The 25,798-nt window shown below is 60.2% G+C and carries 24 protein-coding genes; 12 read left to right on the plus strand and 12 right to left on the minus strand.

All coding sequences use genetic code 11. The features are described from left to right. The first annotated feature begins 654 nt into the window (after positions 1-654). From FIV05_RS02720 to FIV05_RS02740, 5 genes are read left to right on the plus strand one after another with little or no spacing between them, the layout of a single operon-like run. Positions 655-1,134, plus strand: coding sequence for a hypothetical protein (locus FIV05_RS02720; protein ID WP_152508587.1), 480 nt, complete (start codon positions 655-657; stop codon positions 1,132-1,134). 22 nt (positions 1,135-1,156) lie between these two features. Next, the gene (locus FIV05_RS02725; protein WP_209009837.1) at positions 1,157-1,870 is read left to right on the plus strand and encodes a MotA/TolQ/ExbB proton channel family protein; all 714 of its coding nucleotides are present in this window, start codon (positions 1,157-1,159) and stop codon (positions 1,868-1,870) included. Continuing rightward, a complete protein-coding gene (locus FIV05_RS02730; RefSeq protein ID WP_055657393.1) occupies positions 1,860-2,234 on the plus strand; it encodes a biopolymer transporter ExbD in 375 nt (124 codons plus the stop codon). Before FIV05_RS02725 ends, FIV05_RS02730 begins: the two co-directional genes overlap by 11 nt. 14 nt (positions 2,235-2,248) lie before the next feature. Continuing rightward, entirely contained in the window at positions 2,249-2,641 is a 393-nt protein-coding gene (locus FIV05_RS02735; protein WP_209009838.1) for a biopolymer transporter ExbD, read from the plus strand. Then, positions 2,638-3,756 carry a TonB family protein gene (locus FIV05_RS02740; protein WP_286202259.1) on the plus strand — a complete coding sequence of 373 codons (1,119 nt, stop codon included), beginning with the start codon at positions 2,638-2,640 and terminating at the stop codon, positions 3,754-3,756. Before FIV05_RS02735 ends, FIV05_RS02740 begins: the two co-directional genes overlap by 4 nt. A 35-nt stretch (positions 3,757-3,791) precedes the next feature. Here the strand turns inward: FIV05_RS02740 and FIV05_RS02745 are convergent, their stop codons facing one another. From FIV05_RS02745 to panC, 3 genes are all read right to left on the minus strand, one after another. Further along, entirely contained in the window at positions 3,792-4,856 is a 1,065-nt protein-coding gene (locus tag FIV05_RS02745; RefSeq protein WP_152508590.1) for a trifunctional transcriptional activator/DNA repair protein Ada/methylated-DNA--[protein]-cysteine S-methyltransferase, read from the minus strand. A 443-nt stretch (positions 4,857-5,299) separates the two neighbouring features. Beyond that, the gene (gene panB / locus FIV05_RS02750) at positions 5,300-6,109 is read right to left on the minus strand and encodes a 3-methyl-2-oxobutanoate hydroxymethyltransferase (protein ID WP_022999661.1); all 810 of its coding nucleotides are present in this window, start codon (positions 6,107-6,109) and stop codon (positions 5,300-5,302) included. A gap of 36 nt (positions 6,110-6,145) precedes the next feature. Further along, a complete protein-coding gene (panC, locus tag FIV05_RS02755) occupies positions 6,146-6,997 on the minus strand; it encodes a pantoate--beta-alanine ligase (RefSeq protein ID WP_173013970.1) in 852 nt (283 codons plus the stop codon). A 253-nt stretch (positions 6,998-7,250) separates the two neighbouring features. On the opposite strand from panC, the gene FIV05_RS02760 reads away from it, so the two are divergent. Beyond that, the gene (locus tag FIV05_RS02760) at positions 7,251-8,450 is read left to right on the plus strand and encodes a hypothetical protein (RefSeq protein ID WP_152508592.1); all 1,200 of its coding nucleotides are present in this window, start codon (positions 7,251-7,253) and stop codon (positions 8,448-8,450) included. A gap of 33 nt (positions 8,451-8,483) precedes the next feature. Here the strand turns inward: FIV05_RS02760 and FIV05_RS02765 are convergent, their stop codons facing one another. Next, positions 8,484-8,939, minus strand: a complete 456-nt coding sequence (locus FIV05_RS02765; protein WP_152508593.1) for a VOC family protein — start codon at positions 8,937-8,939, stop codon at positions 8,484-8,486. A 47-nt stretch (positions 8,940-8,986) separates the two neighbouring features. On the opposite strand from FIV05_RS02765, the gene FIV05_RS32030 reads away from it, so the two are divergent. From FIV05_RS32030 to FIV05_RS02780, 3 genes are all read left to right on the plus strand, one after another. Next, the gene (locus FIV05_RS32030; RefSeq protein WP_152504761.1) at positions 8,987-9,349 is read left to right on the plus strand and encodes a helix-turn-helix domain-containing protein; all 363 of its coding nucleotides are present in this window, start codon (positions 8,987-8,989) and stop codon (positions 9,347-9,349) included. Between the two features lie 354 nt (positions 9,350-9,703). Next, positions 9,704-10,897, plus strand: a complete 1,194-nt coding sequence (locus FIV05_RS02775) for an HlyD family efflux transporter periplasmic adaptor subunit (RefSeq protein ID WP_152508594.1) — start codon at positions 9,704-9,706, stop codon at positions 10,895-10,897. Position 10,898: 1 nt separating this feature from the next. Continuing rightward, positions 10,899-12,878 carry a cellulose synthase catalytic subunit gene (locus FIV05_RS02780; RefSeq protein ID WP_152508595.1) on the plus strand — a complete coding sequence of 660 codons (1,980 nt, stop codon included), beginning with the start codon at positions 10,899-10,901 and terminating at the stop codon, positions 12,876-12,878. Positions 12,879-12,890: 12 nt separating this feature from the next. On the opposite strand, the gene FIV05_RS02785 is transcribed toward FIV05_RS02780, so the two are convergent. Together FIV05_RS02785 and FIV05_RS02790 are read right to left on the minus strand one after the other, a co-directional pair. Continuing rightward, positions 12,891-13,979 carry a cache domain-containing protein gene (locus FIV05_RS02785; protein WP_152508596.1) on the minus strand — a complete coding sequence of 363 codons (1,089 nt, stop codon included), beginning with the start codon at positions 13,977-13,979 and terminating at the stop codon, positions 12,891-12,893. A 210-nt stretch (positions 13,980-14,189) separates the two neighbouring features. After that, complete coding sequence (locus FIV05_RS02790; protein WP_152508597.1) at positions 14,190-14,768, minus strand: TetR/AcrR family transcriptional regulator; 579 nt, start codon at positions 14,766-14,768, stop codon at positions 14,190-14,192. Positions 14,769-14,819: 51 nt separating this feature from the next. On the opposite strand from FIV05_RS02790, the gene FIV05_RS02795 reads away from it, so the two are divergent. Beyond that, on the plus strand, positions 14,820-15,515 hold the full coding sequence (locus tag FIV05_RS02795) for a DUF4336 domain-containing protein (protein WP_152508598.1): 696 nt from the start codon (positions 14,820-14,822) through the stop codon (positions 15,513-15,515). Positions 15,516-15,558: 43 nt separating this feature from the next. On the opposite strand, the gene FIV05_RS02800 is transcribed toward FIV05_RS02795, so the two are convergent. The 4 genes from FIV05_RS02800 to FIV05_RS02815 form a co-directional block, all read right to left on the minus strand. Beyond that, complete coding sequence (locus FIV05_RS02800; RefSeq protein WP_152508599.1) at positions 15,559-17,175, minus strand: thiamine pyrophosphate-binding protein; 1,617 nt, start codon at positions 17,173-17,175, stop codon at positions 15,559-15,561. Next, complete coding sequence (locus FIV05_RS02805; protein WP_152508600.1) at positions 17,172-18,464, minus strand: CoA transferase; 1,293 nt, start codon at positions 18,462-18,464, stop codon at positions 17,172-17,174. Before FIV05_RS02805 ends, FIV05_RS02800 begins: the two co-directional genes overlap by 4 nt. A 725-nt stretch (positions 18,465-19,189) precedes the next feature. Beyond that, positions 19,190-20,056, minus strand: a complete 867-nt coding sequence (locus tag FIV05_RS02810) for a hypothetical protein (RefSeq protein WP_209009839.1) — start codon at positions 20,054-20,056, stop codon at positions 19,190-19,192. Positions 20,057-20,179: 123 nt separating this feature from the next. After that, entirely contained in the window at positions 20,180-20,965 is a 786-nt protein-coding gene (locus FIV05_RS02815; RefSeq protein WP_152508601.1) for an ion channel, read from the minus strand. A 281-nt stretch (positions 20,966-21,246) separates the two neighbouring features. On the opposite strand from FIV05_RS02815, the gene FIV05_RS02820 reads away from it, so the two are divergent. Further along, entirely contained in the window at positions 21,247-22,008 is a 762-nt protein-coding gene (locus FIV05_RS02820; RefSeq protein WP_152508602.1) for an SDR family oxidoreductase, read from the plus strand. A gap of 395 nt (positions 22,009-22,403) precedes the next feature. Here FIV05_RS02820 and FIV05_RS02825 read toward each other — a convergent pair whose 3' ends face one another. Beyond that, on the minus strand, positions 22,404-22,883 hold the full coding sequence (locus tag FIV05_RS02825) for a DUF302 domain-containing protein (protein WP_152508603.1): 480 nt from the start codon (positions 22,881-22,883) through the stop codon (positions 22,404-22,406). A gap of 93 nt (positions 22,884-22,976) precedes the next feature. After that, entirely contained in the window at positions 22,977-24,128 is a 1,152-nt protein-coding gene (locus tag FIV05_RS02830; RefSeq protein WP_152508604.1) for a YeeE/YedE family protein, read from the minus strand. A gap of 243 nt (positions 24,129-24,371) precedes the next feature. On the opposite strand from FIV05_RS02830, the gene FIV05_RS02835 reads away from it, so the two are divergent. After that, a complete protein-coding gene (locus FIV05_RS02835; RefSeq protein WP_152508605.1) occupies positions 24,372-25,757 on the plus strand; it encodes a tetratricopeptide repeat protein in 1,386 nt (461 codons plus the stop codon). Positions 25,758-25,798 lie beyond the last annotated feature (41 nt).

The following is a 25,798-nucleotide window of genomic DNA, read 5'->3' on the forward strand; positions in this document are numbered from 1 at the left end:
TGGGTATAACGAGAAGAGAATTGACGCTTGCCGCAATGCCGTTCCTCTCGAGAGAGAGACTTCGTTTGCTCTCTGTCATTTCGGTGATCGATGACAACGGATAACTGGCAACAGTTCGTCCGCCCAGGGTCAGCAGCAAACTGGCAGCTTGCGTGCTTCGATCGGGTTTAGTAGCGCAAGCGCTCTCCATTCCACCGACCTTCATCTGCCTGTCTTCTGACGAAGTGTTCTGAAAGGTACCTCAGGTCGGCACGTCTGCGGCCTGCGGGCTCGCTTGGCAGGTGCTGAAATGGTCTGTGTCCCGGCATCGCCGGTGATCCGCTTAAATTCTGAACTAAAAATTCAACTTTTTTAATCCCGACCGGTTCCCTCACCCGCTGCTTTCGGTGTAAAGATCGATTAGCCAGGGCAGCGACGGTCTTGATGACGATCGCGCAGACCGCCTCAGCCTACAAAAATCTCCAGCAGTTCTGAAAGCCATTCGTGCGTTTCGTGCGTCCCGACGGGACAGCCCTTTTCGCGGATTGATACCCCCATGCGGCTTCGCCGAAGCCACACACGTGCTGCCCTGGAGACAAGTCTTTAACTCGAATGACGCGCGGTCGAAATTCTTATCCGGAACCAGGCCGCGAGCCGCTACGGGAGAGCGAAGGGATGAAGAGATCTTTGGTTTCGGCGCCGGTTCGGGCGGTTGCGCTTGCCTTGATGCTGAGCAGTCAGTTTGCTGCCGCAGCCAACGCGCAATCGGCGTCTCAGGCAGCGTCCCAAACCGCCTCCAAGACAAGCGAAGCGATCTCCGTCCAGTTGAACGATGCGGAGACGGTCAACGGGTCCTGCCGGTTGACCTTCGTCATCCGCAACACCTTGCCAACTCCCGTAAACGCCCTTGGCCTCGACCTGGTGATGTTCGACACGTCTGACGGCGTTTCCGGCTATGCGGCGATCGACTTCGGCGATCTTCCCACCGGCAAGACGCGTGTCCGGCAATATGACGTTGCCAAGGGAGACTGTACCGGCATCTCTCGCGTCCTTGTGAACGAGGTGCGCGCCTGTGACCTTCAGGACACCGCCCAACAGGACTGCCTGCCGCTGCTGCGGATCGACTCGCGGTCGGAAATCGACCTGATCCTCTGATGAAAACCCAAGCGTGATCAAAATGCCTGATGTCCCTACCGCGGCCCTGCCGCACTTCCTGTCTCCGTTGACCGGCCTCGTCGATCAGGGCGGCCCGGTGGTGTTGTTCCTGCTTGCCCTTTCCCTGGTGGCGGCAGCGCTGATTGCCGCCAAGCTGCTGCAGTTCCTGTATCTGGGTGTCGGCCGTTTCGGTACTGCCCGCAAGGCGCTGGACCTTTGGCTGGACGGCCGGCCTCAGGAAGCGAAAACGATAGCAGCCAGCGGAAAATCCGTGGTTGCCGACATCATGCTGAAGCTCGTGCAGGGCAGCGCTCGCAGCGAAACCAGGACCGAGCTTCTGAAAGAGGACGTCGAGCGGATCTGCATTCAGCGGATCAACACGCTGAGGGCATACCTTCGCCCGCTCGACATGATCGCGCAGACAGCACCGCTGATCGGCCTTCTGGGGACCGTACTCGGCATGATCGAGGCCTTTCAGGCCATGCAGGGCGCAGGCGCGGCGGTGGACCCTTCCGTTCTGGCCGGCGGAATCTGGGTAGCCTTGCTGACGACCGCCGTCGGCCTTTCGGTCGCGATACCCGTGTCGGCCATTGTCGGCTGGTTCGACAGCCGTATCGAGGCGGAGCAATCCGAGATGGAAGCGCTGGTCACGGCGTTCTTCACCGGGGCGATCGCCGAACGCGGTGCCGCCCGGATCGTGGCCCTGGAGGCTTCGGAGACGAGGCATGCAGTTTAAAGCAAGAGTGCGGCGCAAGCCCGTCGGCCTGACCTCGCTGATCGACGTCATCTTCCTGCTGCTGCTGTTCTTCATGCTGGCGTCCAGCTTCACACGGTACCAGTCGCTGGACATTTCCAGCGGTGCTGAAGGTGGCGGCGCGGCGGAAAGACCCGCCTACCTGCGTATTCACACGTCGGAAAAGCTGGACCTGAATGGCCGCCCCCTGATGAAGGCGGACATGGCGGAACTGTTTTCCGCGCTCAAGGAAAACAGTGTCGTCGCGATCTGGTCCGGCCCGGATGCAAATGTCCAGGACGTGGTTGATGTCATGTCCGAGGTTCGCAGAAGCGGGCTGAAGAGCGTTCTGGTGACGGGACAATAGGTGACCTCATGCGCATGAAATCCCCACAGCGCCGCGAACCGCCGGAAAACACCATTCCGCTGATCAACGTCGTTTTCCTGATGCTGATCTTCTTCCTGTTTGCAGGGTCGGTTGCCCGGGACGATGCCAGGAAAATCGAACCGCCGCTGAACATACTGGAAGACGAGACCATCCGGTCCACCGGCGCACTCATTGTTGACCCGCAAGGCCGCACCTTTGCCGGAGAGGCCGAAGTCGGCGTTGCCGACTGGCTTGCGCAGCAGGATGAGCCAGGCGGCACAGACGGTCCGATCAAGGTGGCTGCGGACGGCACGCTGAAGGCGGACGCCCTGGAAAAGGTGTTGCGCGAGCTGAAGGATGCCGGACGCACCGACATCGTGCTCATAACAAGAAGAGGCTCGAAGTGAGTTTCGCGCGTTTCCTGGCTGCCGGGGCCATCCTTTCTCTGGTGCTGCACGGCACCGGCGCCGCCTTTTTCGCGAAAGATCCGAATGAGATCTCCATTGCAGCTTCTGAAGGCGGCGGCGTTTCGGTGATCGGGTCCATCGAGGATCTTGTAGCCGGAGCACAAGTGGATGCCGTAGTCGATCCTCAGCCTGTCGAGGACGTGAAGCCGGACGTAGAGCCAGTCGAAGAAGTACAGGTGAACACCGCAAAGCCCGAGGTGCGGTCCGGCACGCCAGTAAAACCGGTAGAGGTCCAGCCAAGCCCGGCCGTTGCCGAGGCAGTGCCTGACACGCCAGCGTCAGAACCTGTTCCGTCCGTTCCGATGGTCGCAGGCGTTACTTCATTGGAACCGGTGAAAGCGCCGGCGACAACGCCGGAAGTCGCGACGGCGTCAGAAACGTTGCAAGGCAGTGTCACACCGGAACCAGTCAAACCGGCCGGGCCGGCCGAGCCGACACCGGAGCAAAAACCTGTCGAAATTGCACGGGTGGAGCCAGCCGCACCGGTCGAGACTGTTCAGCCGGTGGACCAGCAAACCGAAGTGCAACAGCCTGTTGCCGATCCGCTGGCCGAGGTCACGCAGACACCGAACCGCAAACCCAAGCCGCCCGTGCGAAATGCGGAAGCCCCCAAGACCGAAGAGCAGAAAAAACCCAAGAAGGTTGTGAAAGCGCAGAGGAAGGGTGCGGAAACCAGCGCCCGAAAGGGCGGTGAACGCGTCACCAGCCGGAGTGCGAAATCCAACACCAATAGCCGGGCGAATGCCCGCACCAATGATGGCGGTACCAAAGCAACGTCCAATTATCAGGGCAAGGTGGTGGCCAAACTGCGCCGCGCAAAACGTTATCCCCGTGAAGCGAAACGTCAGAGGTTGGAGGGAACGGTGAGTGTCGGCTTCACGATTTCATCCAACGGCGCTGTTTCCGGTATTCGCGTGACCAGGTCCTCCGGGCACCCGGTGCTGGACCAGGCCGCGCTCGACATGGTGCGCAGGGCCTCGCCCATGCCCAAGTTTCCGGGTGATATTCGCGTTGCGCGCATGAACATGCAGGTGCCTGTCCGCTTCGACCGCTAACACGCCGAACCAAAACGAGGGCCAGGCGAGCACCGTCAAGCAGCAGGAGTCTGCCGGTAGCTCTGCTCCAGTTCGATCAGGCGTTGCTTGCGCCAGAGCCCCCCACCATACCCGGTAAGGGAGCCGTCCGCGCCGATGACCCTGTGGCACGGCACGACGAGAGCCAGTTGGTTGGCCCCGTTGGCCCGGGCAACCGCCCGCACAGCTTCCGGCCTCCCCAGCGCCCTTGCCAGTTCGGAATAGCTGCGTGTCTCGCCAGGCGGAATGGTCAGCAGCTCGCGCCAGACATCCCGCGTGAAGGCAGAACCGTGAAGGGCAAGCCTTGTCTGGAATTGGCCGCCGGTTCCGGCAAAGAAACGATCGAGTTCTCCCTGGATCTGGTCGGTGACCTCCGTTCGCCCAAAACCGATCTCACCCTTGGCGTAGGTCTGGAGCTTCCTGAACTCTGTCGGAAAGGCCTTTCTGTCGAGAAATTCCAACAGGTGCAGCTGGGTCCTGTCGGTGACGGCAATCAGCGGACCGAGCGGCGATGCCACCCAGTCGGCGAAAAGCAGGGGCTTGGCGGAAAAGACCCCGGGAGACTGGCCGAGAATCCTGGCAAAGGCTTCGCGAAACGCGCTCGGCGAGTCGAACCCGGCCGTGATCTGCGCATCGATCACCTTGCCGCCGTCGGCAAGTGTCGAGAACCCTTCCTGCAGGCGCCGCTGACGCGCCATTTCCAGAAAGGTCATGCCGAAATGCCGCTTGAAGGCCCGGCGCACCGTTGAAGGGTCGAACCCCATGCGCACGAGGTCCGGTTCGCCCCAGCGGTAGGATGGCCGCTTTTCCAGTGCCTCGATCAACGGTTTCACCACCGGGTCGGCAGTGGCCTCAGGCGTGGTTGGACGGCAGCGCTTGCAAGGGCGGAAACCGGCGTCAAAACATTCGGGCACGGTGTCATGGAAGGTGCAGTTCTCCCGCTTCGGCTTGCGCGCCGGGCAGGTCAGCCGGCAGAAAATCCCGGTAGAAGCTACACAGACAAAAACGCGTCCGTCGTAGGACGGATCACGGTTCAGAAGCGCTTCATAGAGCGTGTCGAAACTGGGTCGGGTCATAAACATGACCCGACCTTACGCCCGGCGTGAATTCATTGCAGCCGGAAACCGGGCGTTAATTTCATTCCATCGGTTAGCGCCGGAAAACAAACCGTTCCATCGTCATCCCAGCCAAGCGTCACCGCGAGCCGGGATCGGAGAGCCACCGGCGATCGGTGTGGGCACGCGTTCAAAAGGCAAGGCACGGGCGCTCCGATCCCGGATCTCCGTTTCACTGCGTCCGGGATGACCAACCGAGAGGTGAGAAGTCACGCGGCCAGATATTTCGTGAAACACCATGGCAAACCCACTCCGTCGTCATCCCGGCCAAGCGCAGCGCGAGCCGGGATCGGAGAGCCTCCGGCGGACGACGTGGGCACGCGTTCAAAAGGCAAGGCACAGGCGCTCCGATCCCGGATCTCCGTTTCACTGCGTCCGGGATGACCAGCCGAGAGGTGAGAAACTGGCCTCTACCGGTAAACCTCGCTCTCACCGGGGAAGCTGCGGTCCTTGACCTCTTCCGAATAGGCTTTCACCGCTGCCTCGATCTGGCCGCCAAGATTGCCGTAGACCTTGACGAATTTCGGTGGCGTCGGGTTAAGGCCGAGCATGTCCTCCAGCACCAGGATCTGACCGTCGCACTCCGCGGACGCTCCGATGCCGATGGTCGGGATCGCGATCTGTTTGGTGATCCTTGCCGCCAGCGGCTCGACCATACCTTCCAGAACCAGCGCGAAAGCGCCTGCCTCGGCAACGGCTCTTGCGTCTTCTTCGTGGCTGGCCCAGCTGTCCTCGTCGCGCCCTTGCGTCTTGAAACCGCCCATGACGTTGACCGATTGCGGCGTCAGGCCGATGTGGGCCATCACCGGAATACCCCGCTCGCTCAGGAAGCGGATGGTTTCGGCCATGCGCGCACCGCCTTCAAGCTTTACGGCCCCGCACTGGGTTTCCTTCATCACACGGGCAGCATTTCGAAAGGCGACCGAAGGGCTTTCCTCATAGGTGCCAAACGGCATGTCGACCACGACCAGCGCCCGGCTGGTCCCACGCACCACGGCCTTGCCATGCATGATCATCAATTCCAGCGACACGCCGACGGTGGATTCCATGCCATGCATGACCATGCCGAGACTGTCACCGACCAGGATGAAATCGGCGTATTTGTCGACGATGGCCGCCGTATGCGCGTGATAGGAGGTCAGCGAGACGATGGGGTCTCCGCCCTTGCGGCGGGTGATCTGCGGAGCCGTGATACGGCGGACGGGTTTCTGGGTGCTCATGCGGCATCCTTTCGATAAGGGGCTTGAGACGGATTATCAGTCGGCTGGTGCAATCACCCGCTGGTCAATCAGGAGAACAGTGCCGAAGCGCACGGCCAGCAGCACCACGGCCGGGCGGTCAAGCATGCCGGAAAGCTCTTCAAGGGTTTCCGCATCGCGGATGTCGACGCTTTCCACCTTTCCCGAGGGCACTTCGGCAAGGCTCTGGCGGACAGCAGCCTCCAGAGCTGAAATTGCAGGTGCGGATTTTGCAAGTTCCTCGGCAACAGTCAGCGACCGGCTAAGCTGAACGGCCTCGGCCCGATGCTCCGCCGTCAGGCGCACGTTGCGCGACGACATCGCCAGCCCGTCGGCTTCTCGCACGGTCTTGTGCGGCACGATTTCAAGCGGCATGTCGAGATCACGGACCATCTGCCTGATCAAGGTCAGCTGCTGATAGTCCTTCTCGCCGAAGACGGCGAAATCCGGCGTGACAATGTTGAAGAGCTTGGTAACGACGGTGGACACACCCCGGAAATGACCAGGCCTGAGCGCGCCCTGCAATATGGCGGAGAGGCCGGGAACCTCGACAAAAGTGTCGCCACCGGCACCATACATTTCCTCAACGTTTGGCAGAAACACGGCGTCGGTGCCTTCCGCTTCCAGCAGCGCCAGATCGCGCGCTTCGTCGCGTGGGTAGGTCGTCAGATCCTCATTGGGGCCAAACTGGGTGGGATTGACGAAGATGGTTGCCACGACACGGTCAGCCTTTTGCCGGGCCATGCGCACGAGGCCGAGATGGCCCTCATGCAGATACCCCATGGTCGGCACGACACCAACGGTTTCACCGGCGCGCTTCCAGCGCCGCACGGCGTCCCGCATCTCCGCCTTGGTCCGGCAGATGATCATCTGTTTCATCCTCCCGCGCCCCCGGTTCCAGCCCGGGGTTTCTTTTCGCAGGTGCAGCATAATGACGGCGAAATGAAAGTCCAGTGGGCAAAGAGGGGAACAGACCTTGCCAGGTGCCCCCTCCATGTCGTTTGGTGCAGGCTGGGGAAGTCGATGGAGCCTTTACGAACAAGAATAATAGCCGGCTCGCAATGACCGGCTAAACGAGCAGTACTGTCAGGAGAGAAAAATAAGGAAACACCTGAACCGACTGGTGATCTATTTTCCTGGCTATGATTTGCGTCCGGCCCGTTACTGCTTCCCGTTGCTCCGCAAGGAGTTCGACACCTTCCTGAAGATCCGGAAGGTGAACGGTGCCCTTTCCCAGCTCAGCGAAGGTCTTGATCCCGGCGGCACCACGGCCAGTTGGAGCGGGCATGTCGACTGGCCGGACAGCCGTGTCGAGACAACGTTTGTGCAGCTTGGCTGGCGGGACGTCATCAAGGCCGATTTTCGGCGCTCCTGGCCACGCACGATTGCAGATGCCATCCAGTCCTTCATGATGATCGCCCAGGCGGGTGGATATCGGGCTGCATTGAAAAGCAACTGGGCGCATGGGGTCTTCTGTCTTTATCCCCCCGTTGGACTGCTTCTCTATTTCCTGGCCAGCCTGTTGCCACCCATTCTTCTGGCGCCGGTCATTCTGCGCAATGTGGGCGCGGCGGTTCGGCAAGGCCATGCCGAAGAAATCGCCTGGTCCGTGTTGCTGGGAGGCAGCGCGGCGTGGATGCTCGCGGTTTACCTGCTCATGACCTGGCTGGAACCCAAGTCCTACTTCCGGTACCTGGTCAACAGCTGGCACTTCATGGCCCGGCTTGCCCGGAACGACCACCCCGAAATGCTTGCCCGTATCGAAGAAAGCGCCGACCTCATCGTTGCAGCGGCCGCGGAAGCGGACGAAGATACGGACCTGGTGTTCGTGTCGCACAGCTGCGGCACGTTCGTGGCGATCTACATTCTTGCCGCTGTCCTGCGCCGGCAGCCGGATATCGTTCGACGCCCCGGCGGCTTCTCTTTTGTCACGATGGGACCGGCGTTTGATTGCCTCGGCGGGTTCGGGGCACAAGACGGCTTTGGCGATGCCATGACGGCGGTGGCACGGTCCGGTGTCGACTGGACGGATCTTTACGGCCCGCATGACCCACTCTGCGGTGGCCGCACCACGCCTGTGGCGCGTTATGCGCAGCCGAACAAATCGGGCGAGACGTTGCCGGAACCCAGACGGTACAGCGTGTGCATTCCGGACCGAATGACCGCAAAGAGGTTCCGCTACCTGCGCTTTCGCTTCTTTGCGCTTCACTTCAATTACTTTTTCGCCTCGGTGCGTCCGGGTCTCTTCGACTTCTACCGCCTGACCCTTGGCCCCAAACGGGCCGTGGACCAGCTCAAGGCCTGGGACAACGGGCGGGATTAATGGGCGACGCGATCTCCCGAGAGCTATCCAAACCTAGCGATCACCGGGGAAGCTAACGGTCTGCAAGAGTTCGATGATCTCGCCGGCCGGCCCTTCAAAAATTGCGTTGCGAACCCGCACTTCGGGCTCGCCAAGTGTCAGTGCTTCCGGGCCGTGCAGATGCCTCGCACCGGCTTCAACAATCCGCACGCAAGCCTGATCAAGATCCGTCACGCTCAAGCAGAGGTGTGCGAGCGCACCGGTCGAAACCTTTTGCCCCTGTTGCGCTCCAACACCTTGCATCGGGATCTCGGCCCTCAGGTCGAACAATTCGATCCAGCTTTTCCTGTCGGGTGCCTGCATCATTACCGCGCGATCGATGCCATAGCTCGGCAATCCCCAGTCGTGCACCTGGTGGAAACCGATTTCCTCATAAAAGGAAACGGAACGCTGAAGGTCCGGGGAGCGGATCGCAGAGTGATGAAATCCGGTGAAAACTTGTACTGACATCGCATGGTCTCCATGTTTCAGGTGACACCTATCGGAGTTGCCCGCGCATGGACCAGTCTGACAATTTTGACACAGCACGCCGGACCTGGTCGACGATCCAGGAGCGAAACCGAGGGAACCTCCACGGATGGTGTGACCTTGCAGCCGGCCTCCAGACCGTGAGCGGACAGTGGAAAGCGTCGATCCTGATTGTGCTGTCCGAGAAGGATAGCGGCCTACCGGACATTCAGCGTCGCCTTGAATTTGCAAGCCGTCGTGTGCTCGTTCGGGCAATGCGCGAACTTGAAAAAGATGGGTTGGTGTCCCGATCGGCACATGTTGCAACCGGCTATTCATTGACACGCGATGGCCTCGCCCTCGTGCCAATTCTGCGGCACCTTGCGGATTGGAACGCCGCACGGGCAGGCTGATTGCAAGAAGACCATTCTCCATGAATTGACGCTTGAACTGCCCTGCGTCTTAAACCGCTGCAAGTTCCACCAAACCTGTGAAATCAGGTCGGTTTGAAGGGATTGCAAAACTGTCCTTCGGGACCAGGACGTGCCTAGCTCCTGCGCCATGGGATGCAGGAATGCTTCGATTTCCCTCCCTCTACAACCTTTGATCGAATTCACTTAAGTCACCTTGACGATTGAATAGATTGGCATTCTTTCCACAGGTCCGGGATATTAACTAATGCAAAGAAGCTCCCTTTACACGCTTCACGCGATACGGGAGTTTGCGCTGGGGGCATTCATTCTCGACAGACTCATTTGAGAGGTCCGATGCGGATTCTGAGATTGTTGCTTGCAGGCCTGGTCATCGTCGCCGCCGGGTTTGTGATTGCAGGGGAGCAGTTGTCAGGCACCAGCGCAGATGCGGTTATCAATGCAAGGCTCACAACGGTACGGGCGCCAACAGCCGGGCAACTGACGCTGGAGCACCGGTTACTCGGATCTTCTGTTGCACAGGGTGAGCAACTGGGGTCGATCGATGATCCTCTTGTCGACAACATCTACCTTAACGACATGATCCGCGAAAAGGCGTTTGCGACAGCCGAGGTCGACCGGCTGTCGAGCGTGATAGCCGCGATCGAACAGTCCGTCAGCGATTTACAGGCGAGATCGGAGCGCTATCAGCAGCAGCGGATCCTGCAGCTTCAAGCGGAGCTGCGTGCCTTGACCTTCGAAATCGGTGCCGCCGAAGCCAGGGGGGATGAGGCGGAGGCAGCTTTCCAGCGCTCCAAACAGCTGACAGATCGCGGCCTGGAGGCTTCGGCCTCCTTCGAGCGGATCAGAGCGACACAAAGGGTTGCAGCGCAGGATCTGGAAAGTGCACGCCAGCGGGCGGCCGTTGTCGAAATCGAACTGCAGGCGGCACAAGACGGAACGTTTCTGGGCGATGGTTACAATGATGCCCCTTACTCCGAACAACGCATTTCGGAACTGACACTGGACCAGTCCGAAAACCAGGCCTTGCTCAATGCGGAAAAGGAAAAGGCAAAGGCCTTGGACAATCGCATCAATGTCGAGCGGCTGAGAGTGAACCGGCTGGCCTCCTCGAAACTCATTTCGAACGTCGACGGAACCGTTTGGGAAGTGCTGACGGCAAACGGCGAGACGGTTGAACGAGGCGAGCCATTGATGCGCCTTGTGAATTGCACCTCCACGATCATCACCTTGAGCGTCGCGGAATCCGTCTATAACCGCCTCAAGATCGGAGACCTTGCCAAGTTTCGCGTGAGCAACGACCAGAAGGTTCTGGAGGGTACGATCACGCGTCTGGCCGGTTCCGGGGCAGAGACGATTTACCGAAACCTTGCCGTTGCGCCCAGCGAAAGACACCTGCAGCGCTTCGACGTGACGCTTGTCGTACCCGCAATCCGCGAAGATCCGGCACTCGCCTGTGCGATCGGGAGAACGGGCCGGGTTTTCTTCGAAGCAAGACCTCTCGACTTCCTGCGCAACCTCTGGCTCTGAGATGTTCCCGGTCCTTTACCTAAGCGACACCGTTTCCAGTATCGTGCAGCTCAACCTGGTGCTGGCGCTTGGAATGCTTGTTCCTTTGCTTCTGTCCCGGGAAAAAACCTGGCACAGGGCCCTGCTCTTTGCAGTCTGCGCCGTGCTGACAGCGCGATATCTGTATTGGCGCGCCGCCTACACGCTCGCACCTCTGGACCTGACCTTCGACTGCCTCGCAAGCTGGTCCTTCTTCGCGATCGAATGCGCAGCGTGCCTGTCCTCGCTGAGTGCGTTTCTTATCCTGTCGAGACACCGCGACCGCAGGCAAGAGGCGGACCGGCAGCAAGACTGGTGGGAACCGGAGCCAGCCCCTAAAGTGGCCGTTCTCATTCCCACCTACAACGAAGAGCGGGACGTTCTGGAACGGACGATCGTTGGGGCACTTGCCCTGGATTACCCGGAGTTCAGCGTCCATGTGCTTGATGACAGCAGGCGCGACTGGCTGAAGGACTACTGTGTTGCGCAAGGGGTTACCTATGTCAGCCGGCCCGAAAACACGGGGGCCAAGGCAGGCAACATGAACCATGCGCTTCGCCAAATGGCCGAAGAAGATACAGCGCCCAGCTTCATTGCCGTCCTCGATGCAGACTTCGTTCCACACAGCAATTTCCTGAAAAGAACGGTCGCTCTTCTCAAGGATGAAAAAGTTGGACTGGTTCAAACGCCGCAACATTTCTTCAACTCGGATCCGATCCAGCACAATCTCGGCCTCAGCCGGTCCTATCCGGACGAACAGCGCTTTTTCTTCGACTACCTGCAGCCGTCGCGCGATGCCTGGGGCATTGCCTTTTGTTGCGGAACCTCTTCCGTCATCCGCTGGACCGCGCTTCAGAAGATCGGATGGTTTTCGACGGAAAGCATCACCGAGGATTTCCTTCTGACGCTTTGCCTGAAGGACGCCGGTTACAACACGGTCTACCTGAATGAAGCCCTTTCCGAAGGCCTCGCACCGGAAGGTCTCAAGGAATACATCAGCCAGCGCGCCAGATGGTGTCTCGGCATGATGCAGATCGCCCGCAGTCGGTTCGGCCCCTTTTCGGACAATAGCTTGGGGCTTGCCGACCGGTGGAGCGTGATCGACAGCGTGCTTTACTGGACGACGAACTTTCCGTTCCGGATCGCAATCCTAGTTTACCCGCTGCTCTACTGGTACTTCAACATCATGGTCGTCGATGCGACCTTGCAGGAAGTGCTGCGCTATTTCGGCACCTATTACCTCTGGATCCTGATCACCTTGAACTTTGTGTCCGGAGGCCTGGTCGTTCCGATCGTCAACGACATCAGCCAGCTGCTCGGCGCGGTGCCGATTACCAGGGCTGCCTTCACGGGACTGTTCTTTCCGAAGGGACATCCCTTCTCTGTGACCGCAAAAGGCGGCGATAGAAGCCGGGTGGTCGTTCAGTGGCGCTTGATTGGCCTTTTCGGCACGTTCTTCCTGCTGACCATTGTCGGCTTGCTGCTCGGCATCATCTCCGACCACTTTGCGTATAATGACGCGGGCGATGGCAAGCTCGTGATCATGTTCTGGACGTTCTACAACCTGATTGTCCTTGGCGTGACGATGATTGTCTGCGTGGAACTTCCCAGGCGCGAGATCCATTTCCAGGACAAACCCGAACGGGCCATTCTTCATTCAGACATTGGCAGAACCCGGGTCTGGATCGTGGGATTGACGCAAAACTCTGTCAGGATCCGTGGTGCGTCGATACCCGACGATACCCCGGTCCGGATCGAAATCGACGGTGTTGGCATCGTCAATGCCATCGTGACGATGCCGGACGACGACGGCGCCCGCCTCCTGCTGGAACCGAAACCGGAACAGCATGAAGCCCTGTTACGCCGGTTCTACACCACGGGAGAAGCCCCTGGCGTAACCAAAACCCGTTACCGTGCACTGCTTGGCGACCTTGCCCAAAGACTGTCAGCGCCACAACGCTGACAGCACAGGATCTTACGACTGCATCTTGTTTTGTAATCGTGCGACAGCAGCACTCAGCACGCTCGCTTCCGCCGTGGTCCTTGCTTCATAGGGGTAGATGTCCTCACCGCGCATGACTGCCCTGGCCGTGATCGCCAGTTTGCCGAAAGGACGAACGAAAATCAGGATGAACAAGGCCGTGAGGGCTGCAAGGACGATGCCGAGGGTCACGAAATAGACAATGAAAAGGCTCGTGAATTCGCCGATCGGGTGCGCGGTGTTGTTGATGCGCGCGATCATGCTCCAGCCGAATGCCGGCAGGTCCGCGTAACCAAGCGCCGGGATCACCGTTGTGAAATAGGTTATGCCGTCCGGCCATTTCTCCACCCCCGTTTGCCGCGCGCCGGTCATCGCAGCCCGGAAGCTTTGCAGCTTGTCGATAGGCTCGGAGTGACCGTCCGTTCGTGCGATTACGTTTCCTGTCCGGTCGATGACATAAACGTCCAGCCCCACGGAATGTGCGGATTCTGTCAGATACTTTTCGACCCAGTGATGATTGATGTGGAAGGCCAACACCCCTTCGACTGACCCGAACTCATCCGTTACAGGCGTTGCCATGTCGAGAAAGCGGCGAGGCTCGTTTCCGATGGGGGGTAACAGATCCGCCAGAAGAACGGCCGAATGAACATCCCCGGCGAAATCTCCGCCAAGGCCGTTCGTGAACCACGGACGAGAAGAAACATCGGCGCCTTCCAGCATGCCCAATGAAGCCGTCAGCACCGTGCCATTGACCGAGGCAAGGCCGGCCCATGAAATTCGTTCCTTTCCGGCGACGACCAGGTCGAGCGCGGCCCTGACAGTCGGCTCCCCTCGCCCGGCCATATCCGCTGCGATTAGCCGAAGGTTGCGCCAATCCTGGTGGAGTTCCCGGGCAAAGTCGAGCCCAACACCCCTGGCCCTGACCGATACGGCTTCCGCAAGTGCAGCGTCGCGGCTTTCCTTCAGCCGCTGGCCGACGAACGACCAGGCACTGAGCACCGCAATCACACCTCCAAGTGCAACAAAACCACATATGGCCACCATCAAAGAGGGGTAGCCAGTTCTGGCACGCTTCTCCGTCATCAATCACTCCTCATCCCACAGAGGGTGAATCAGACACAGCGAATAGGGGAAATTGTGTGACACCCACGACCACCGATAGTGGGTAACAATGCTTGGCAGACGGTTTCAGGCTCGATGGTTAAGGGCTTCTTACCAGACTGATTAAAATTCGCCCCGTCGTGGAGGCTAGCGAACTAAGTAATAATGGCAGCGTCGCTACACATGGATGCATCAGGCAGTCACTCCGCCAATGCCTTCCACCACAAGACGCACGATTTTCCGAATGTCTGCCTCTGGAACCACGCCAGCCTGCAAACCGTTCAGCACGGCTTGTCCATAGACACCCAGTACGATCAGGGCCATGAATTCCGGTTCTTCATCCTTGCGGATCAGCCCCTGGGCCTGGCCGAGAGCCAGGATGTCCCGCACGAGCCCCTGAAACGAGGGGCGGTCTGACGGTGGCTCGAGGGAAGGTCTTTGGGCCGGCACCAGTGCAAGCCGCGCTACTGCGGGGTTGGCCATGCACCAATGGGCACTGTCTATTAGGACCGCTTCGAGCAACGTTACCGCATGCTGCCCCTCGGCTATGCGTTCACGATAGTCTGTGTCCCGGGCTTCCGCCCGCGCTATGAGGCTGAGAGCAATGTCTTCCTTCGACCCGAAGAGATTATAGACGGTCTTGCGCGTCAGTCCTGCGCGCTCGGCAATCACATGAACCGTAGCCCCTTCGAACCCAAGTTCGCGAAACGCGATTTCCGCAGCATCGAGGATGAGTGCGCGCGAGCGCTCGGTGCGTTTCATACTTGTCATTTTTATACTCTAGTGTAATTTTATACTCTTGTAAATAAATGGAGCCAGGCGATGCTCAAGAAATTCGGACCGGAAATCTGGATTGCGGAAGGCCCGACAGTGAGAGCCGCTGCCGGATTTCACTATCCCACGCGCATGGCGATCATCCGCCTTTCCAACGAAGGGCTAGTCGTTTGGTCGCCTGTTGCCTTTTCTCCGGAGCTCGGTTCTGCCGTCGATGCGCTCGGCACGGTCCGCTACATCGTTCCGCCGAACAGTCTGCATGACACCTTCCTTGCCGAATGGCAGCAGGCCTATCCCGACGCCGCAATTCTCGCACCACCGGGTCTGCGTAAGAAGCGACCTGATCTTGTCTTCGCTGGCGAGCTCGCTGACATCACGATGCCCGGCTGGCAGGCAGAGATTGATGTCGTGGTGGTTCCAGGGAACCGGATTACCAGCGAAGCCGTGCTGTTCCACCGGGCCAGCGGCACGGCAATCTTCGCGGACCTGCTGCAGCAGTTTTCACCCGGCTGGTTCAAGGGATGGCGTGCCCTGGTTGCCCGCCTCGACCTGATGATAAGGCAAACGCCTTCCGTTCCACGGAAATTCCGGCTCGCTTTCACGAACCGGGATGCCGCGCGGTTTGCCGTGCGGCAAATTCTGGACTGGCCCAGCAAGAGGGTTCTGATTGCGCACGGCACCCCGGTGTCCGAAAACGGCCAGGCCTTTCTCAGGGATGCCTTCCGCTGGCTGATCAAATCTTGACGTCCAGAGACATTGCGCAAATCTCGGCTGGGTCTAACCCTCTCTAAAACGTCCCGTCATATGCCCGCCGCTCAATCCGGCAAGCCAGCAGCGTGAAACCTTCGCGGGTGAGCGCGTCCTCGGCCTCACGGTGCAAAGTCTCTGCGTCCTCCACCCACACCCCGTGGCCGCCATAGGCTCTGGCGACGGCCGGGAAATCCGTTTCGCCGAAATCCACACCCACATTCGGGCGCTGGCTGGAGCGCTGTTTCAACTCGATCAGCGACAGGCTTGTGTCGACCAGCACGCAGATAATGACGGGGATCTTGAGGTCACGCAGGGTGGAAAGTTCACCGAGGCACATTTCCAGACCTGCGTCGCCAACAAAGGCAATCACAGGGGACGCCCCTTCAACCACGCGATGGCCCATAGCCAGCGGCACGGCGCAGCCCATGGTGCAGAGCGCGGAAGACTGCAGCATCTGACGAGGCATCGGACAGCGCCAGATCTGGCTGACAAGAATACGGTGAGCACCGCTGTCGGCGGTTGCCACCGTATCGGCCGGCAAAGCCGCGCGCAGCGTGTGGAAGACCGTGCCCGGGCCCCAGCCGGACGCTTCGGGTGCGAAGGCCTTGTCCAGCTCGGCCCGGACGGCGGCAGGTTCGCCTTCCGGCCAGGAGGGCTTTGCCGGCTGGCGCGCGGCGCCCAATAGATCAAGCGCCGGCTGCACTGCGCTGCGCAGCGTTGACCGTACACTGTGCATGCCATGGGTGCGCAGCACCGGGGTGATGTCGACCACAGGCGCGTCGGCATCCCACGGATTGCGCCAGTTGATGCGCATCTCGATGGGGTCGTAGCCGAGCAGCAGAATGCAGTCGCTCTTGTTGATGAGTGGCAGCAGCAGGCCATCGGCCTTGGGTGAGAGGCCGGCTCCGCCAAGGGCAAGCGGATTGTTTTCGTCGAGCAGGCCCTTGCCCTTGTAGCTGGTGACAAGGGGAATTTGAAACGCTTCGCAGAATTCGGAAATTGCAGCCGAAGCTGCCTCGTTGACGGCATCGACACCAGCGATCGCAATCGGTCGTTCGGCCTTTCTGAAAAGGTCCAGCGCAGTGTCGAGATCCGGGCCGGGCACCGGTGCGGTTGCGACCGGTGAAGACTGGAACACACGGCTCCAGGCTTCCTGTGTGTCCCCCTCGGCAACTCGGATCGGTACGTCGATGTGCACCGGACCTGGCTGGCCGTCGAGCGCAATGGCCAGCGCCTTTTCCATCATCACGTCAAGAGCGCCCAGGCGAGCGGAGAAGCTGGCCTTGACGATGGGACGCAGCAACTGTTGATGATCGAACACTTGGTGAGTGTAGCTTTCCGCCTCTCCCTGGTCGACACACCCGGTGAGGAAGATCAGCGGCACCCGGTCCTGCCAGGCATTGGCAACGACGTTGACCGCATTGGCCGCCCCCGGCCCGAGCGTTGCCAGAAGCACGCCTGGCGCGCCGTCGGCATGCCAGCCGCCTTCGGCCATGAAGCCACCCGCGTTCTCGTGCTTCACCAGCACGAAGTTGAGGCCCGCCTCGTCCAGCGCCTGCATGAGGGCAAGCACCTCGCCGCCCGGAATGCCGAAGGCGTGACGGCAGCCTGCCGCGTGAAGTTTGCCTGCGATGATATCCGCACCGGTGGTCATTTGCTGCTGTGTCCTTCAGTCGCCGTGTCTGGCGGGGTTGGGCCGAGGTCGAGAATGCCTCTGCCGGCAAGATCGGAAAGGGTGTCTGTACCAAGTCCGAGCAGACGGGTCAGAACATCCGCAGTATCCGCTCCCACAAGCGGCGGCGCGCTGCGGTATTCAACCGGCGTCTTTTCCAGGTTGATGGGCGAGCCGATCAGATCGACTTCGCCGCCAAGCGGATGCGGCAGGGTGATCCGCATCTGGCGTGCCAGCACCTGCGGATCGGCAAAAACCTGTTCCAGATCGTTCACCGGGCCGCAGGGAACGCCTTCAGCTTCAAGCTCGGCAATCCACTCTGCCGCGGCCTTCTCGATTGTCAGACGGCGGATCTTCGGGACCAGCTCCGCACGGTTGCGCACCCGGTCGGCATTCCTGGCATAACGCGGATCTTCGGCCAGTTCCGGCGCACCGGCAACCTTGCAGAACTTGCCGAACTGGCTGTCATTGCCAACTGCCAGAATGAATGACTGATCGCTTGCCGGAAACGTCTCGTAGGGAACGATGGTGGGATGGCCGTTGCCGAGGCGGCCCGGCACCTTGCCGGAGGTAAGATAGGCCACACCCTGGTTGATCAACCAGGAGACCTGGGCATCCAGCAGCGAAATGTCGATGGACTGACCTTCTCCGGTGCTGTTGCGATGGTTGAGCGCGGCGAGGATGGAGACGGTCGCATACATTCCGCACATGACATCGGCGATGCCGACGCCGCATTTGGTTTCCGTGCCGCCGTCCTCATCCGCAAAGCCTGTCAGCGACATGATCCCGCCCATGCCCTGGATCAGGAAATCATATCCTGCCCGCTGTGCGTAGGGGCCGGTCTGTCCGAAGCCGGTTATGGAACAGTATATCAGGCGCGGGTTGCGGACCTTCAGGGTGTCATAGTCAAGCCCACGCCGCTTCAGGTCACCGACCTTGAAGTTCTCCACCAGAATGTCGGCCTTTGCCGCCAGATCGGCAATCAGCTGCTGCCCTTCGGGGCTGGCGAGATCAATGGCGACGGACGCCTTGTTGCGATTGGAGGAAAGGTAATAGGCGCTTTCGCTGGTTTCCCTGCCCTCACGATCCTTCAGGAAGGGCGGTCCCCAACCGCGTGTGTCGTCCCCCCGGCCCGGCCGTTCGATCTTGATCACCTCCGCGCCGAGATCGCCCAGGATCTGGGTGCAGGTCGGTCCGGCGAGAATGCGGGAAAGGTCGAGGACAACAAGGCCGGACAAGGCGCCGGATGCGGCAGGAGACGGCTGGGACAAGGCTCACCTTCAAAATGACGTTTCCCGGTAAAGGCCACAGGCTGATGGGCCCGTCAACAAGCCAGCAGCAGCCCCCCGGACAAGCCGCCTCACTTTCTCGTTAGAAAACGGGAAGGAGGGGCGTTCGGAAAAGAACGTCTGGCTGGTAGGGAATGGCACAGACCGGGCAATGGGAGTGTCGGGATCAACGCACCTAAATGCCAGGAGAAGCGGTTGCGAGACAATTGAAGCTCTGGAACCGAGTAGGCCCCGGGTCTCGCGGTGCTCGCCCGGAGTGACGACGAAGTGGGTTTTCTTTCGGCAGGTCAGTTTCCAACCCCATGAATATCCAACCACCTCTTGTGCCCCCCATCCAGTTCGTCATGCCATGGCTTGACCATGGCATCCATGCCGTGTCCCTTCCTCCACTCACTGCCTTGCGAGAGGTGAGGAAGCGGCATGGATTGCCGGATCAAGTCCGGCAATGACGGAGAAGAGAGGAGCAAGAGACTTGCGGCTTGCCCTTTCCAGTTTCCTTTGAGTGGAGTGGGCAGGCGACGTGTGAGAATGCAAATCTCTATGTCGTCATCCCGGATGCAGCGGAGCGGAGATCCGGGATCGTGGTGACGAAGGGCTCGATATTTAGGGGACTGCCGATCAAATGGATGTTCCCCATCGTCGAGATGGTTTGTTGACCTAGGATGCCTTGAACCCCAACCGGGCCATGGCGCGCGCCTCGTTCTTGCCTAGGTCGTCCAGCCCTTCATCTCGGCAAGCTCGTTCCAGGCGCGTTTGATCCAGTTCGCGCTCACGCTGTGGCCACCGTCGTGGAGGCAGAGTTCCAGGAAGCCGTGTTTCGGCTGCCAGGTTTCACAGGTGAGGTTGCCTTCGGTATGGGTCTTCGGCGCGGTTTCAGAGAGACCGTCCTGGCGGCGCCAGACGTCGAAACTCTTGAAAACGTCCCCCTGCTTCCACTTGCCCCCGCCAAGCCAGCGGCCCTCCAGCGGCACAACCGTGTCCGACGTGCCATGCACGTGGAAGAGATAGGGGGTCTCCGTCACGCAGGACTGCGGCAAAGGTTCCCAGAAGGCGCCCGCGATCGGCGCATATCCTGCAAACATGCCGGAGTCCTCGCAGGCCATGTACCAGGTCATGAAACCGCCGGAGGAAAAGCCGGACAGCATAGTGCGGCTTCGGTCGATGCCGAAGCGGTCGGACAGGTCCTGAAGGACGCTGTCGAAGAACGCCGGTTCATTCCGCAGGTTGCGCGGCGATGTCGGGAAAGACCAGGTGCCGTTCATGCCCTGAACCGCAACGAAGGCAACACCCAGATCATCCGCCATCTTGCGGAAGCTCTGGTTGCGGATCTCGTTGATCGCCTTGCCGCGATGGCCGTGCAGGAAGAAGATTGCACCCAGAGGCTTGTCGGCCGGCCGGTTCTCCGGCAGGTGGATGAAATATTCGCCGTTCGTGACGTCGCAGGGTTTTTCCTCGCCGCAGGCAGCGGTGCCTGCCGCCTGCGATGGTGCGCCGAATGCGCCCAGAGCCAGAACCACGGCGCCCGCCAGCAGGCCGATGCGTCTGGAAAAACCGGTAACTGTCGCCAATGACATGAAGTGCTCCTTGCACGGTAAAAACCATTGCCCCGCTCCGCCGGTAAGGATGGCTCCCGGACGGCTTTTGTCCAGCGGTTCGTCTTCACAAATCGGCGAGAGGGCTTCAGTCCTGCAAGGTGGCTAGTCCCATGTGCCTTCAGTCGGAATATTGAGAATTCGGCCACAATGCTTGCAGTGCACCGCATCCGGATCGTGCCTGTTGAGACCGCAATCGGGGCACGACAGATTGACCTTGGCCGGGCGGAAGATCGTCTGTACCAGTCGCAGGAACAGGGCGACGCCGAAGATCATGATCACCACCGTCATCAGCCGACCGACGCTGTCGGTCATGGTGATGTCACCGAAGCCGGTTGTCGTCAGCGTGGTTACGGTGAAATAGAGCGCGTCGAGATAGTTGTTGATGTTGGCGTTGCGGTCGTTCTCGACCACGAAGACCAGGGCCGTCACGACAAAAATGAAGACAATCAGGTTGATGCCCGACTGAAAAATCTCCTCGTTGCGGCGGAACCACTTCGACGCCTGGCGCAGCTCCTTCAGCAGGTGATAGGAGCGCATCAGCCGCAACATGCGCACAACGCGCAGGAAGGCGAAATTCTCGAAGAAGGCCGGAGCGACCAGAGACACGATCACCACAAGGTCAGCAAGCGATGTGAAGCTGAAGACGTATTTTGTCCGCCGTCTTTCGGCGATCAGACGTGCAATATAGTCGAGCGCAAGAACCGCGGCGATCGCATAATCCAGCTCATGATGGATGCGGTCCTTGTCGATCATCGACGAGACGATGAAATAACCGATGGTCACCAGGTCGAACAGCAAAAGCGCGTACCGGAAGGCCCGCGACCCGACCGTGTCGCCAAAATAGAGCTGCCGCAGGATCGTCTGCAAACTCCGCTTCGTGTCCGCCATCGGCTTCCCCTGTTCTCTTGCGAACTGACCGGCATACGCTGTGTGCGCTGGCTGGATCATTCGTGCAGATGCCGCACGATGCTGTTGCAAACAAGCTGTTTATTCTCACGGCCGACCGCACTAATGTCCGCTGTCGATCAACCAGAGCATCCTGAATTCCGCCGAATGCAGGACGCTCGAACCTTTTTCAGAACCCGCCTGCATTCCGGTGTTTTTGCGAACGTCCGCGAATACAGGCAGGTCCAGAGGCCGTAAAGGCTCATCCAGAACGGGAACGTTACATGTTTGATTTGTCGGGACAAGTTGCCCTGGTGACGGGCGCGAGCCGAGGCATTGGAGAAGCTGCCGCCCGCAGCCTGGCGAAATATGGTGCCAAGGTCCTTCTGGCGGCACGCTCCGGCACGGATATCGAACGCATCGCCGGTGAAATCCGTGCGGAAGGACGCGATGCGACGGCAGTCGTTTGCGACGTCGCGGACTATGACGAGGTGGTCAAGGCAGTACAGACGGCCATCGACACCTATGGCGGCCTCGACATCCTGGTGAACAATGCCGGCGTGATCGAACCGATCTCCCGGATCGAGGACAGCGATCCGGCGGAGTGGGGCAAGGTCATCGATATCAACGTGAAGGGCGTCTACTTCGGCCTGCGCGCCGTGGCACCGCATATGCTGGCCAAGGGCGCCGGTACCGTTGTCAACATCAGCTCGGGAGCTGCGGTCAGCGCGCTGGAAGGCTGGAGCCATTACTGTGCTTCCAAGGCCGCTGCGCTTTCCCTCACCCGCTGTGCGGACAAGGAATTCGGTGACAAGGGCCTGCGTATCGTCGGCCTCAGCCCGGGCACGGTCGCAACGCAGATGCAGGTCGATATCAAGGCCTCCGGACTGAACCCGGTCAGCCAGCTGGATCCGTCAGTCCATATTCCGGCCAGTTGGGTCGGTGAAGCCATCTGCTGGCTGTGCACGCCCGCGGGCGATGCCTACCGGGGTGTGGATTGCTCGCTGCGCGACGAGGATGTACGCAAGTCTGTCGGCCTGATCTGAGTTCCGTCAGCACGCTGGTCGGCTGTCCAGCCCCCAAGATCCCGGTTCTCCGCTGCGCTGCGTCCGGGATGACCGTCTGAAACATGGAACGAGGCAGGGCCCTGAACAGGCCAACGAGGCTTCAAAAACAAAAGAGGGCCGCGCTAGCGGCCCTCCCATGAGATCGACGTGACACAAGTCCCGGATCAGATCCCAGCGAAATCTCTCACTACCAGAGGCTGCTCCAGCACCGTTCGATTCCGCCCAGACACTTGGGCCACGCACCGATACTCATTAGACATGGGCACACCTCCTTTCAGTTGTTGAACACACTAAGAGTGTGGGGTCGCCCAGACAGTTTCACAAGCCCAAAAACAAGGCGTGGTTGCCAATCGATTACGCAATTCACAGGACTGTCACTGTGCGGCCACAGCCTTGTCGGCGATAGAGGTGAAGACTTGATCGAGTTCCCTTGCAAGTTCTTGCAAGGCCGGGCCGCCCTCGTCCATGTAGGTTGCGAAGACAAAACCGGGCGTTTTCCAGGAAAGCGTTGCAGTGCCATCGGTGTTTTCGGTGACATAGAACCGGATCGGTGCTTCGATACCCGCGGCAACGGAGGCTTCCAGCATCCGGACGGCATAATCATTGCGATAGACGCCAATGATGCGGTTGCCGGGAATGGTAATTCCCCTGCCCTTTGCGCCGTCCGAGGCACTGGCCTGGGTCACCAGCAGCATGCCTTCTCCCTCGATCGCGCTTTTGAGATCATCCACCAGCGCAGGGTAACTTTTGGTCGTGGGCAGTACCTGCCAGCCTTCGCGATCGGTCAGGCTGTCCGCTCTGGCCAATCCGACGGCAAACAGGCTTGTGACGACAACCAGGGCAAACAGACGCATCTTCTTTCTCCCGCAGGCGATGTTGCAATGCCGCGCACTCTAGCGGGGCCTGCCTCACGAACGCGTCACAATGCGGTGTGCTTCAGGACGTCGTCAGTCCATGCCAAGCCGCAAGCGCACGCGGGTTCCGGCAAGACTGCCGAGGAAGCCAAAGACCAGCCACAGCCAGCCATGCAGCGAGCCCGACGCCAGACCGCCCAGGTAAGCACCGATATTGCAGCCATACGCCAGTCGGGCGCCGTAGCCCATCATCAGCCCGCCCGCGATCGCTGTCAGCACGTCGCGGCGGTTCAGACGCCAGACCGGAGCAAAGCGTCCGGCGAGGCCCGCTGCCGCCATTGCACCCAGAATGATGCCGAAGTTCATGACGGAGGTCGTATCGCGCAGCACGGGGTTTTCCAGGGCTCCGCGTTGCCAGGTCCAGTAGGGCCAGCTGTCCACCGGCACACCTGCCGCGTGAAAAAGCTTGCCGCCCCAAAGCGCAAAGGCAGAGGTGATGCCCCAGGGCCGTCCAATCACCACGAATGTGGCAATGCCGACGATCGCCAGCATCACCGCACCCAGCATGGGGGACCAGGGACCGCTGAGAAACGAAACTGTCGGCTTCGGCTGGGCAATCGCGCCATGAGCGCGCCGCTCTATGATGATGGTCGCAATTGCCAGAACTCCGAGCACAAGCGCGGTCAGAAGAAAAGCGCCATGCGGGCCGAGTTCCCGGATGAGGGACATCGGCGGCAATTTGGGCAAGCGGCCCCAGAGATGCAGATGCGCGGTTGCAGCCACTGACCCGAGGACAAAGCACGCCAGGGTAATCATCATGCGGGTGGAACCGCCACCGGCGGTAAACAGCGTGCCGGATCCGCAGCCGCCGCCCAGTTGCATGCCGACACCGAACAGGAACGCACCGAAGGCAGCCGCCACCCCGAAGGGAAAGACGAAGCCGCCCGTGGGCCAGCCAAGCGCATGTCCCCAGGCAATCAGGGGAAAGGAAACCGCGCTGGTCAGAAGAATGAGCACGAACTGCGCCCTGAGCCCCCCGCCGCGTTTTTCCGTGACGATCCGCCGCCAGGCGGCCGTAAAACCAAAGCTTGCATGATAGAGCGACAGGCCTGCGAGACCGCCGATCAGGACCGCCACTGCCTGGCGCGGTCCGGCTTCGCCATAGGCCCCAAGTGCGACCATGGCCAGTAGGCCACCCGCAATGGCGACGACGGCTGCTTGAGTTTTCCCGACGGCCAAGGCCATGTGTTCCTGCTCCCGGGCAGATCCGACTTTAAAACCCCGATACGAAGACTTGCACTTCCCGCCTTAATTTCGCAACGAAGGTGTCTTTTCTTCACCTACACATTGCCAACACCTTTTTGTGTTTTGCAGTTCAAGTGCCGCCTGCGGATTTTGGATAGGAATATTCAGCCATCCGGCCATTTACAGCCGCAGTTGGCGGGACCCGGTTTCAGAGGACCGGAATGAGAAACAAAAAGGCCTGTTATGCGTCTAACTGATCAATTCGGATATGAGCTTACCCTGTCGGACAAGGAAGCCTTGGCCGCCTGGAACGAGACCGTGAAAGCCTTTCTGGCGCATGGCAGGACTACTCCCCAACATCTCGAGACATGCCTTGCCCTGGCACCGGACTTCGCGCTTGGGCATGCGGCACGCGGGATTTTCTGCCTGCTGCTTGGCCGAAAGGAACTGACCGCTACGGCTCAGGAATGCCTGGCGATTGCCAGAACCTCGACGCAGCATACGCCGGTTACGGCACGCGAACTTGCCGTGGTCGACGCCCTCGGGTCCTGGTTGCAGGGATATCCCACAAGATCTGCCGACCTTCTAGATACCGTGCTGGTGACGGTTCCCGAAGATGCCCTGATCATGAAACTGGTTCACGCGATCCGCTTCGTGCTGGGCGATGCCACGGGCATGCGCCAGTCGATCGAGCGGGTGCATGCGGCCTATGGCGAAACCCACCCGGCCTATGGCTACATGCTTGGCTGCCGGGCGTTTTCTCTGGAAGAAACCGGCGACTATCGCCTGGCAGAGGCTGCCGGCCGCAGGGGACTGGAATTTGCCCGCGATGATGCCTGGGGCCTTCACGCCGTCGCCCATGTGCACGACATGACCGGCCGCTCCGAAGAAGGTGCCGGGTGGCTGGAAACACAGCCGGAAGGCTGGGCTCACTGCAACAACTTCGGCTATCACGTTTGGTGGCATCTGGCGTTGATGTATCTGGACCAGGGCCAGGCCGACAAGGCGCTTGCGCTCTATGACACCGACATCCGCAAGGACAAGACCGACGACTACCGCGATATTTCCAATGCCGCCTCGCTGCTTGTCCGCCTGGAGCTTGAAGGGGTCGATACCGGCCCTCGCTGGGACGAGCTGGCGCTTTTGTCCGACAAGCGCGCCGAAGACGGCTGCAATGTCTTCGCCGACCTGCATTATCTGCTGGCCCTTTTGAACGGTGGCCGCCGCATGGGCGCCGAGCGGTTGCTGACCGGACTGAAGGAACGGGCACAAACCGAAACGGATATTGGCCGGATCACCGCGGAAACCGGACTGCCGACCGGTCTCGGCCTGGAACAGTACCGGAAGGGCAATTATGCCTCCGCATTTGCTCTGCTGGACTCCGCGAAAGACAATCTATACATGGTCGGCGGCTCGCACGCTCAGCGCGATGTCTTCGAGCGAATCACAATCGATGCTGCCCTGCGGGCAGGCATGCCGGAGGATGCGGAACGGCTGCTCAACAGCCGGACGCACAAACGCGGTGCACTGGATAGATTCGCCGAACAACGTCTTGAAATATGCGACAAAATGCACCGCGCCCACCGAGTGATGGAAGACCAAAAACTCAGGGCTACCGGCTCGGTCTGACCTACTGCCGGCACTCGACTGACCAATTATCTCTGGACCCA

Source organism: Labrenzia sp. THAF191a (assembly GCF_009363335.1).
Classification (GTDB): domain Bacteria; phylum Pseudomonadota; class Alphaproteobacteria; order Rhizobiales; family Stappiaceae; genus Roseibium; species Roseibium algicola.

Coding starts and splice junctions, on each gene's coding strand:
- FIV05_RS02830 (WP_152508604.1), bottom strand. CDS start 24,128: ATGGCCTTGGCCGTCGGGAAAACTCAAGCAGCCGTCGTCGCCATTGCG.
- FIV05_RS02810 (WP_209009839.1), bottom strand. CDS start 20,056: ATGTCATTGGCGACAGTTACCGGTTTTTCCAGACGCATCGGCCTGCTG.
- FIV05_RS02820 (WP_152508602.1), top strand. CDS start 21,247: ATGTTTGATTTGTCGGGACAAGTTGCCCTGGTGACGGGCGCGAGCCGA.
- FIV05_RS02735 (WP_209009838.1), top strand. CDS start 2,249: ATGAAATCCCCACAGCGCCGCGAACCGCCGGAAAACACCATTCCGCTG.
- FIV05_RS02745 (WP_152508590.1), bottom strand. CDS start 4,856: ATGTTTATGACCCGACCCAGTTTCGACACGCTCTATGAAGCGCTTCTG.
- panC (WP_173013970.1), bottom strand. CDS start 6,997: ATGATCATCTGCCGGACCAAGGCGGAGATGCGGGACGCCGTGCGGCGC.
- FIV05_RS02775 (WP_152508594.1), top strand. CDS start 9,704: ATGCGGATTCTGAGATTGTTGCTTGCAGGCCTGGTCATCGTCGCCGCC.
- FIV05_RS02825 (WP_152508603.1), bottom strand. CDS start 22,883: ATGCGTCTGTTTGCCCTGGTTGTCGTCACAAGCCTGTTTGCCGTCGGA.
- FIV05_RS02725 (WP_209009837.1), top strand. CDS start 1,157: ATGCCTGATGTCCCTACCGCGGCCCTGCCGCACTTCCTGTCTCCGTTG.
- FIV05_RS02815 (WP_152508601.1), bottom strand. CDS start 20,965: ATGGCGGACACGAAGCGGAGTTTGCAGACGATCCTGCGGCAGCTCTAT.
- FIV05_RS02785 (WP_152508596.1), bottom strand. CDS start 13,979: ATGACGGAGAAGCGTGCCAGAACTGGCTACCCCTCTTTGATGGTGGCC.
- FIV05_RS02730 (WP_055657393.1), top strand. CDS start 1,860: ATGCAGTTTAAAGCAAGAGTGCGGCGCAAGCCCGTCGGCCTGACCTCG.
- FIV05_RS02765 (WP_152508593.1), bottom strand. CDS start 8,939: ATGTCAGTACAAGTTTTCACCGGATTTCATCACTCTGCGATCCGCTCC.
- panB (WP_022999661.1), bottom strand. CDS start 6,109: ATGAGCACCCAGAAACCCGTCCGCCGTATCACGGCTCCGCAGATCACC.
- FIV05_RS02790 (WP_152508597.1), bottom strand. CDS start 14,768: ATGACAAGTATGAAACGCACCGAGCGCTCGCGCGCACTCATCCTCGAT.
- FIV05_RS02800 (WP_152508599.1), bottom strand. CDS start 17,175: ATGACCACCGGTGCGGATATCATCGCAGGCAAACTTCACGCGGCAGGC.
- FIV05_RS02835 (WP_152508605.1), top strand. CDS start 24,372: ATGCGTCTAACTGATCAATTCGGATATGAGCTTACCCTGTCGGACAAG.
- FIV05_RS02795 (WP_152508598.1), top strand. CDS start 14,820: ATGCTCAAGAAATTCGGACCGGAAATCTGGATTGCGGAAGGCCCGACA.
- FIV05_RS32030 (WP_152504761.1), top strand. CDS start 8,987: ATGGACCAGTCTGACAATTTTGACACAGCACGCCGGACCTGGTCGACG.
- FIV05_RS02780 (WP_152508595.1), top strand. CDS start 10,899: ATGTTCCCGGTCCTTTACCTAAGCGACACCGTTTCCAGTATCGTGCAG.
- FIV05_RS02720 (WP_152508587.1), top strand. CDS start 655: ATGAAGAGATCTTTGGTTTCGGCGCCGGTTCGGGCGGTTGCGCTTGCC.